This window comes from Halobacteriovorax sp. (assembly GCF_041587335.1).
Classification (GTDB): Bacteria; Bdellovibrionota; Bacteriovoracia; order Bacteriovoracales; family Bacteriovoracaceae; genus Halobacteriovorax.
Genome location: NZ_JBFGYP010000127.1, coordinates 1 through 8,009 on the forward strand (window position 1 = coordinate 1; position 8,009 = coordinate 8,009).

General features: G+C 33.6%; 8 protein-coding genes. 7 read left to right on the plus strand and 1 reads right to left on the minus strand.

Annotated elements, in window-relative coordinates; all coding sequences use genetic code 11:
- The coding region (locus ABX784_RS13890; RefSeq protein ID WP_372655659.1) for a fibronectin type III domain-containing protein at positions 1 to 1,563 on the plus strand (1,563 nt) is incomplete at its 5' end.
- Here the strand turns inward: ABX784_RS13890 and ABX784_RS13895 are convergent.
- Complete coding sequence (locus tag ABX784_RS13895) at positions 1,558 to 1,935, minus strand: response regulator (RefSeq protein WP_372655660.1); 378 nt, start codon at positions 1,933 to 1,935, stop codon at positions 1,558 to 1,560. The two genes, ABX784_RS13890 and ABX784_RS13895, sit on opposite strands and share 6 nt — an antisense overlap.
- 139 nt (positions 1,936 to 2,074) lie before the next feature.
- On the opposite strand from ABX784_RS13895, the gene ABX784_RS13900 reads away from it, so the two are divergent.
- The 6 genes from ABX784_RS13900 to ABX784_RS13925 all read left to right on the plus strand — a co-directional run.
- Positions 2,075 to 3,490: a hypothetical protein gene (locus ABX784_RS13900; RefSeq protein WP_372655661.1), complete on the plus strand. Its 1,416-nt coding sequence runs from the start codon at positions 2,075 to 2,077 to the stop codon at positions 3,488 to 3,490.
- Positions 3,491 to 3,500: 10 nt separating this feature from the next.
- Entirely contained in the window at positions 3,501 to 4,082 is a 582-nt protein-coding gene (locus ABX784_RS13905; RefSeq protein ID WP_372655662.1) for a hypothetical protein, read from the plus strand.
- Positions 4,066 to 5,607, plus strand: a complete 1,542-nt coding sequence (locus tag ABX784_RS13910; protein ID WP_372655663.1) for a hypothetical protein — start codon at positions 4,066 to 4,068, stop codon at positions 5,605 to 5,607. The genes ABX784_RS13905 and ABX784_RS13910 overlap by 17 nt, the downstream gene beginning before the upstream one ends.
- Positions 5,604 to 6,227 carry a hypothetical protein gene (locus ABX784_RS13915; RefSeq protein WP_372655664.1) on the plus strand — a complete coding sequence of 208 codons (624 nt, stop codon included), beginning with the start codon at positions 5,604 to 5,606 and terminating at the stop codon, positions 6,225 to 6,227. The genes ABX784_RS13910 and ABX784_RS13915 overlap by 4 nt, the downstream gene beginning before the upstream one ends.
- Complete coding sequence (locus ABX784_RS13920) at positions 6,224 to 6,835, plus strand: tetratricopeptide repeat protein (RefSeq protein WP_372655665.1); 612 nt, start codon at positions 6,224 to 6,226, stop codon at positions 6,833 to 6,835. Before ABX784_RS13915 ends, ABX784_RS13920 begins: the two co-directional genes overlap by 4 nt.
- Positions 6,832 to 8,009, plus strand: a 1,178-nt coding sequence (locus tag ABX784_RS13925; protein WP_372655666.1) for a hypothetical protein, incomplete at its 3' end; no start/stop codon positions are given. The genes ABX784_RS13920 and ABX784_RS13925, both read left to right, overlap by 4 nt.

Below are 8,009 nucleotides of genomic sequence, written 5' to 3' on the forward strand. Positions count from 1 at the left end.
GCAAGCAATCAAAGTGGGGGTGTTGGATACTCTATTACAGCAAACTCATGTCTCGGAGTCTCTTTAGCCTCAGGAGCAACATGTGATATTGATATCAAGTATGATGCATCCGAGAGTGAACCTGATTCTACTATTCGCTATTTATTACTGACATATACCAACATACCTAATCAGTACGTATCAAGTGGTATAAAATTAGACTTTGCTTCTGCTAATCCTGCTGATGTCGTTGTTGCGAACACAAACTCAGAAAATATTAATAACTCTTCTGGTGGCGTTATTCAGGGATCATACCCAATTAATTTTGGATTCTATACTAACTCTTCACATCCGGTATTAAACTCTGCTCCTTTTGAAGAGGTGACTGTTGAAGATATAACACTTTTAAACTCTGCTGTTGAGAAAGCTAGCTTCCTTTTACAATATAGAACATTTGTAGGGAATATGAATGCGTCATTACCAGCGGGACCAAAACATAAAATATTTGATGATGGAACAAATGTTGTCTTTGCCGATAGGCCGTGCTTTTATGGTGATGATGAGGGAGGACCTCTTCCGGCTGATGAATGGGGATTCAATGCTAATACGGCTTCTGTTTGTAAAATAGAGATCACTAAGAAATTTGATGACAGTTACATTGGAGAAAAGCTTCAAGCTAGAGATCATAATATTCAATTATCATTTTATAATAGTGGTAGATCATCAACTGATAGTATGTCTCTTCATTTTAAAGGGTTTCTTGAGCCAAATAAAACAACTGTTGTAAACACTTCTCTATCAAATGTAGTTTCCGATGATCAAGGTGACCTGTCATTCTCATGGGATGCTTTTACTCCTACAAACTCTGCATGGGGTGCTGTTACGGGATATAGAGTCTTTTATAGTACAACCAAATCTATACTAAGTAATGTGTTTGAAACGAGTGCTAGTTTTGAAGATACATCTACTCCAAGTGTTTTTATAACAGGACTTGTTCCTGGTAGGTATTACTACCTTAAAGTAGTTGCTTTAAGAACGACTGATGGTGGCAAGCAATATCTGTCTGAAAGTAATATGGGACTCATAGAGTTGATATCTCCTCCAGCGAATACTTTTTATAATTATGACTTAAATATTGTTGTAGATAAGTTCTTATCACCATATGGAAGTCCTATGTTTGGAAATAAGACTGAAGTTACTGATGGTTGTGCTGATGAGTCCGAACAAGTAATTGAAAATGGTGTAAATATCACGAAGTATAAGAAGTTAATCTCGAGTGATGTTTTTAATGTTATTAATCAAGATCCGTCTTTAAGTGAGTACTCACTTCCTGGAACTCCGCACTGGATGTCTGATCCTGTAACAGATATTGAGCCTATATTCAGTCCTGACTTTAGTTGTTTAGATAAAGGGGGCTCTGATAGCTCTAATTCAATTTTCTATCAAAAGAGTTGCTCAGACTGTAGCTGTAATTTCTTATCAAAGATTGAAGGAGGGGATGGTGAAAATGTACCTCCTACAGCAACTGTCTATGTTGACGGGGACGCTTCAGCAGCTGCGCAGAGGTGTTACTTCGATCTATAGTGCTTTTTGATATGATTCTTTAATAAGTCTAGAGATTGACGATTTTAGAAGTTTATCATTAATGGGTTTTCCTAGGATGGTATACTTCTCTTCAATAATTGGTTCTCCGTCTAAATTTGTCAGGTGTATTATAGGAACATTTTGAAAGAGGGAATGGACTTCGTTAGCGACCTTTAATCCATTGGCATCTTTTAATCTAATATCCATAAGGATTAAGTCAGGTACTAAATTTACTCGGTATAGTTCCTGATCAAAAGATTCGACTGTATTAAAGGAAGTGACTTCGCATTCATAATTTTTTTTAAGCCACTTATCTATTAATAGCAGAAAGTCCTCATCATCATCTAATATCCATATTCTCAAAAAGTGCATAAGCTCTCCTCATATATATGATATTAGGTAGATATGAATCAATTGTTAAGATATCTATATAAATCTAAAAAGTGTAAGTATATTGGGGACTTATTTGCCTTCTGCAATGCGATAAATATTCTTGTTATCATTATCGGGTATGAAACCTGTAAGTATATTACTCACATTCATTTTTCTATATTCTTCATTTAGTTATGCAGCTGAAGATACGTCATCTAAAGAGGTAGTAAATAAGGAAGAGGAAGAGCTTCCAAAGCGGAAGATGATGGCACTCGACCTAAAGAGTGTGAAGAATATGAATACTAATGAAGTCTCTTTCATTAGAAAGAGTGTACTGGAGGCCATATTCGCAGCTCAGATATTTGAAATAACTCTAGGTAAAATTGATAAGAGAGTTGGTAAAAATAAGCTGTGGTACGAAATAAAAGTTTCCCACAGAAAAAACAAAAAGGGACTTAGTCACTTACAGTTTCATTTACTGGAACGACCATCCAATAGGATTATAAATTACATATCAGAAGATAATTTAATAAGAGCAAAAGTTCAGTACCGTTCTCGTGTACTTGCTTACAAACTTATGTTTGGTAAGTGGTTTGATGAGAAGAGCGGAAAGTTAGTAAAGCCAGTCGTTGTAGATCTAAAGAAATCGAATAAAAGCGAAGATGGTGAAGATGATTTCTATGAAGAAGATATTGAAGAAGAAGAAATTGAAGAAGTATCAATTTTTCCTAATAATCGGAAAGGAAAATTAAAAAAGAAAGTAAAGAGAAGAAAGAAAATAAAGAGAATACGAAAGGTTAGCACATTTAAAAAGAAGAAGAAAAAAGTAAAAATTCAAAGTTTTAGTTCACCTGACTTAGATCTAACAAAGAATTCAGAAACTAAGAAAGATGAAGATGGACGAATTCTGGAGTGGATGTCTAGATTTGATTATTCATTTGGCTACCAGAAAGAGACGGCACTCTCAAATATTAGTTTGGCATCAAATGAAGAGCTAGGCACTGAAACATCAATACAGAGAATGGCGATAAAAGTATCTTCAAGTATGAAAGTTAAGGGCTGGGTTCAGCACTTTCATTATGGAGCAAACGTATCTTCAGTAATTGCTGAAGAACAATACGATATTGCACCACGAATAAATATTTATGGAAACTTTAATTATGACCTTTATTCTTCATATGTATTTCTTGGACTAAATATGGAGTTTGATAAACTCAGTTTTGTTAACATTTCATCAAGAGGTGATGGGCTTAAGGCCTTTAGTAGTAATATTGTTTGGGTTGGAGCAGGACTTAGATATATTGATGAAATTAAAGGCCATGTGATTTCATTAGAGCTAGATATGAAGAAGGCCATGATTGCAAATACAGATGCATCCGCCAGTGGAGAAGATGTTCCACTTGATGGCGATAAACTTCATCTTCAAGGAAGAGTTGCAGTATATAAAGGATGGGGAATCGGATTAAGCTATGAAAGTATTGCATTAACTTCGGTCACTAATACAGACTTAGATAACACTCACTCTATAGTAGGCATGTATTTAACATACAATTAAAAGGAATATTGTGGAACTAAAAGATAAGTATGACGACATTGTTAATTCTCTGGCTAATAAGAACATAGAGTCTGAAGATGAAATATTGTTCTTTAGTAATAAGTCTAAAGTTAGCCTTTCTGCAAATGAGATGAATGCCGTTTCTGAATATGTAAGAGAGACTGTAAAGAAGAAGTACTCAAACTCAATGTGCACACTAAAGGTGAATATTTCAACGAATATTGATGTTGTGGAGATGAAAAATAGCCTTAGAACATTTAATCGAATTTTTAATGAGTTTATACAATTTATCTATCTATCTAGAACATCAGAAGCTGTTATTAATGTTGAACTGTTAAAGAATAAAGTTCGCATCCGAAATGTGTGGAAAAATACAAGGGGTGAGGCTGGTATCTTTGACGATATTCTAGAGAGTCTGGAAGTTAAAAGAGATCAATTCAATAAAGTATCGAATGGAAAGTTTGATGCAAATATTAGCTTGCTCACTAGGCATAGACAAACAGAGTTATGTCTTGAAAGTGACATTTTAGAAAATATTTCAATTAGTAAAAATATAGTAAAGGAAAGAGTGAACAATGAAAAATCGTTCTAATTTAAAGTTTCTATTTATTACTCTAGGGCTATTTATGCAGATGAATTGCTTTGCAAGTAATTCCAAAGAAATAAATACTAATATTTTTTCAGATGTAGAAAATAGTCTATCTCGTGACAGCTTTAACAAGGCGATTGAAACGTTAGAAACTAGTGGATACAAGGTCGAAAAACTTAAGTCAAAGTTATCTACTTTTGAAAGAACTAAGAGTAAATCTACTACTGATACTTTAGAAAGTATTGAACATATTGTTAATAGATTAAAAGATGAAGGAGAGTCTTCTAAGATGGAAGGAGTGTTCTCTGCTCTAAAGACTAGTGACGTAAGAAATAATCTTTCACTAATTGAAGTGGAGTTAAATAGAAGTAAGAGGATCATAGCAGAACTTACAAGTATTGGAGCTTTTGAACGTGATACATTTACTCTTAAAATTAATGACCTTATTATTGATGTAAAAGAGGCTCTTCTACTAAGTGTCAACTTAAAGAACGACATTACTACACTTGCAGGTAAGGTATCATCTAAAGGTTTTGATGCTACTAATTCAAATCTAGTGAAGACTAATTCAAACTATCTATCATATTTCGTATATTTTGCATTATCAGGACTTGTCATTGGTATGTTCTTGATGATGAGGAAGTTAAAGAAGAAAAATTTTGAATTAGAGAATAAGGACTGGGGTTCATATATAAGAAAAAAAGCATTCAAATCACAGGTGGAAACATATCAGACTTTTTCTGATGTTGGTGCAGTGGTTATTGATACAAATGAAAAAATACTCAGTATGAATAAATGTTTTAGAGAAATGTTTATGGACGATATTGTCAATGATGAAAAATGGGAAGACTTCTTTTTGAGAAACTTTAAAAGAGAGAGAAGTTTAAAAGGAACATTTTCTGTCTACAAGTATATGAGAGATGTTACAAGTGATTATATGATTCAATTCTCTAGGCCAGATGCTCAAGGAAGGAAGTCATGTTTTATTATTAAGTTTGACGCTGGGTTCTTAACTAAATTAGGTAAAGATAGAGAAGCTGATCTTGAAAAGATTAAAATAAATATATTAGATGTCATTGATGATGTTATTGCTAAGGAAAGTTCATTTAAAGACAAGAACTTCTTAGACCTCAAAGATGTTGATTACGCTAATGATTTATATATTTATATGCCAGAACTACAGGCCAGAACTATTTTTGAAAAATCTCTAAAAGCTTTACTTGCTGTTCAGTCTATCAAAAATAGTAGTCAAAGAGCAATTTTAAACGTTAAGAGAAAAGATAAGAATTTAATTTTTTCTGCAATTCTTCCAGGAATACATTTAGACGTCAGAGACTTCTCAAAAGAAGTATCAAAGAATGTTTCTCTGAACAATATGATGAAAGATATTGAAGAGATCGAAAGTAGTTATGGAGTCACATCTGTGTGGAAGAATACAATGAGGGATTCTGGAAGAGCTGTTTCATTTGAAATGATGATATCTGATCTTGAGAATGTAAAAGTAGAACAGTGGGAATATGCTCTGTGAAATACTTTGTAATCCTTCTCTCCATATTAACTTTGAACTCTCAAGCAGATGAGAGTGGCTTTCACGATGTTTTAAGTTTTAATATCGGAATGATATCTCACTCTGTAACAGAAAATGAAAGTACGTTAGTTTCTACTGACGATTCTACTTCTTCTGATGAAACAGAGACAACATCCACTCCCACAGCTGTGAGTGCAATCAGTTTTAATTTAAATTGGGAGTTTGAAACAACACAAGATAAATCATACTTTGCTGAAGCATTTGTTCCTATGATGACAACAGGTGGAGCAGGGGTATTTCTCGGTGGTGTTGGTATGAACTGGTACTTGAATGATTTAGGTGCCAAGTATTCTTACATGTTAAACGGTACTGAATTTACAATTATTCCTAAGTTTAAATATTACTGGGGAGCCAGTACAGGTATTGGCTACATTATTTATAACACTGAGTCGGCTAAGAAAAGTGATGTTTTCTTTGATTTAGGTATTCATGGTGGTGGCGTGTATGGATTCAATAATACAAAAGGTATAAAGTTCGAAGTTGGTGCTAGTAGAGCAACAGGGGTTGCAACTACTGGAATTAAGATTAATTTATTTTTAGGAATTACTCAGTACTTATGAAAAAGCTAATAGTTACATTCTTTCTTATGTTGAGCTTCAGCTCCTTTGCTGCAGAGCTTGTTATTAATTCTAACCCAAGTGAATGTGATATATTCGTTATTAGCTCTAGTGGTAAGAAAAGTGCAATAGGGAAGACGCCTTATAAGGGAAACTTAGACTCTTTGAAGTCTACATTTGGTTTATCTGGAACGGTTCAAATTCTTGTTCATAAGCCTGGTTTTGAGACTTTTAATATTTTGGTACCAGTTATATCTAGTTCTGATGTCATTCTCAATGCAAACCTTGAAGTTGAGAGAAGTATAAAGATAACTCAGGATGTTGACTTACTTGTGACTGATTTATTTGATGTTTTAAGAATGATGCGTGTAAAGGACTTTCCTTCTGCATATGCAAAACTTGAGAGACTGGAAGCAAAATTCCCTCATTATTCAATAATTTACGAAATGAAAGGGTCGATTTCATACATGCAAAAAGAATTTAAAAAAGCTTTAAACTATTATAGGAAGGCCTTTGGTGTTAATCCAAAGAATCGCGAGGCATATAGAATGAAAGTTTATTTAGAGAAGATGTTCAAAGTCTCTACGACTAGTGCTGGAGGTAAGAGATGAGAAAAATATATTCTATGCTTATTTTATTCTTATTTCTATTTGCTCAGTCAAATGCTCTATCCTCTGTTGAAAGGCTTCCAAGTATGGAGTGGCAAAGACAAAGTTTAGAAGAGAAAATTAACAATAAAGTAAATGGACTACTTCTATCTATTTTGAAGCCTGATCAATATAGTGTTGATGTTGAAATTATAACAAATAGTCCTGCTGATCCAGACTTTAATAAACCTTTAGATGCCAAAAATAAAGGTGGTAAAGCTGCAGAGGCAGAAGCTGCTGAATTAGAAACTGAAAAAGTTAAAGAAGAGAAGAAACGTAAAAATAAACAAAAAAAGAGAAAGTCTAACTCACTTGTTAAATTCAATGATGTTGCTCCAGGGGATAATGTAGGGGATCACGTTGTATTTTCTAAGTTTGGTATGGAAGCACCACTTATAGATGACTTCAATGAGTTTCAACCAAATGGAAAGATTCTGTTAACAATGGAGAACGGAAACGATAAAGCTCGTCTAGAAGAGATGAAAGATAAGTTTTCTGAGAAAGAGAAGCAGTACGAAGAGAAAATAAAAACTTTGCAAAATGAAAAACAAAAAGCTCAAGGGGCAGTTTCTCCAATAGAGCAGATGTGGAAATACAATACAACAATTGATGTTTTTAAGAATCTTCGAGAAGTAAATATTCTTGTTCGCTTAAGTGAAGGTTTAAGTAATGATGTCAAACAGAAGATTGAAACATATGTTAGAGCGTTAAAGTTCAATCTTGGAAATATTGAACCAACATTTAAATTTGAATACTCTTTACTTGGGAATGATTTAAATCAACCAACTCAATTCGATAAAATTAAAGAGTGGCTTGATTATGCTAGTAAGTACGCATTCTTATTTGGTGTTATTGCTGGAACAATTCTACTTGGATTTATAGGTAATGGCCTAATTAAGAAGTATTTTGAATTGAATCAAGGTGTTTCAAATTCTGGAAACTTCAAGATGGATAGTCAGTCAAATGATGATAATGAAGCAGAGGATGCGGTAGGTGCAGGTGGTGGACTTGCCGGAGCTGAGTCTGGTGTCTTTAGTTTAAATGGAGTAGAGAGATTTAAGTATTACATAAAGAATACTCCAAAAGATGCAGTACTTCTTATTAAGAAATGGATTAGAGAAAATGATAAGAATTCAAA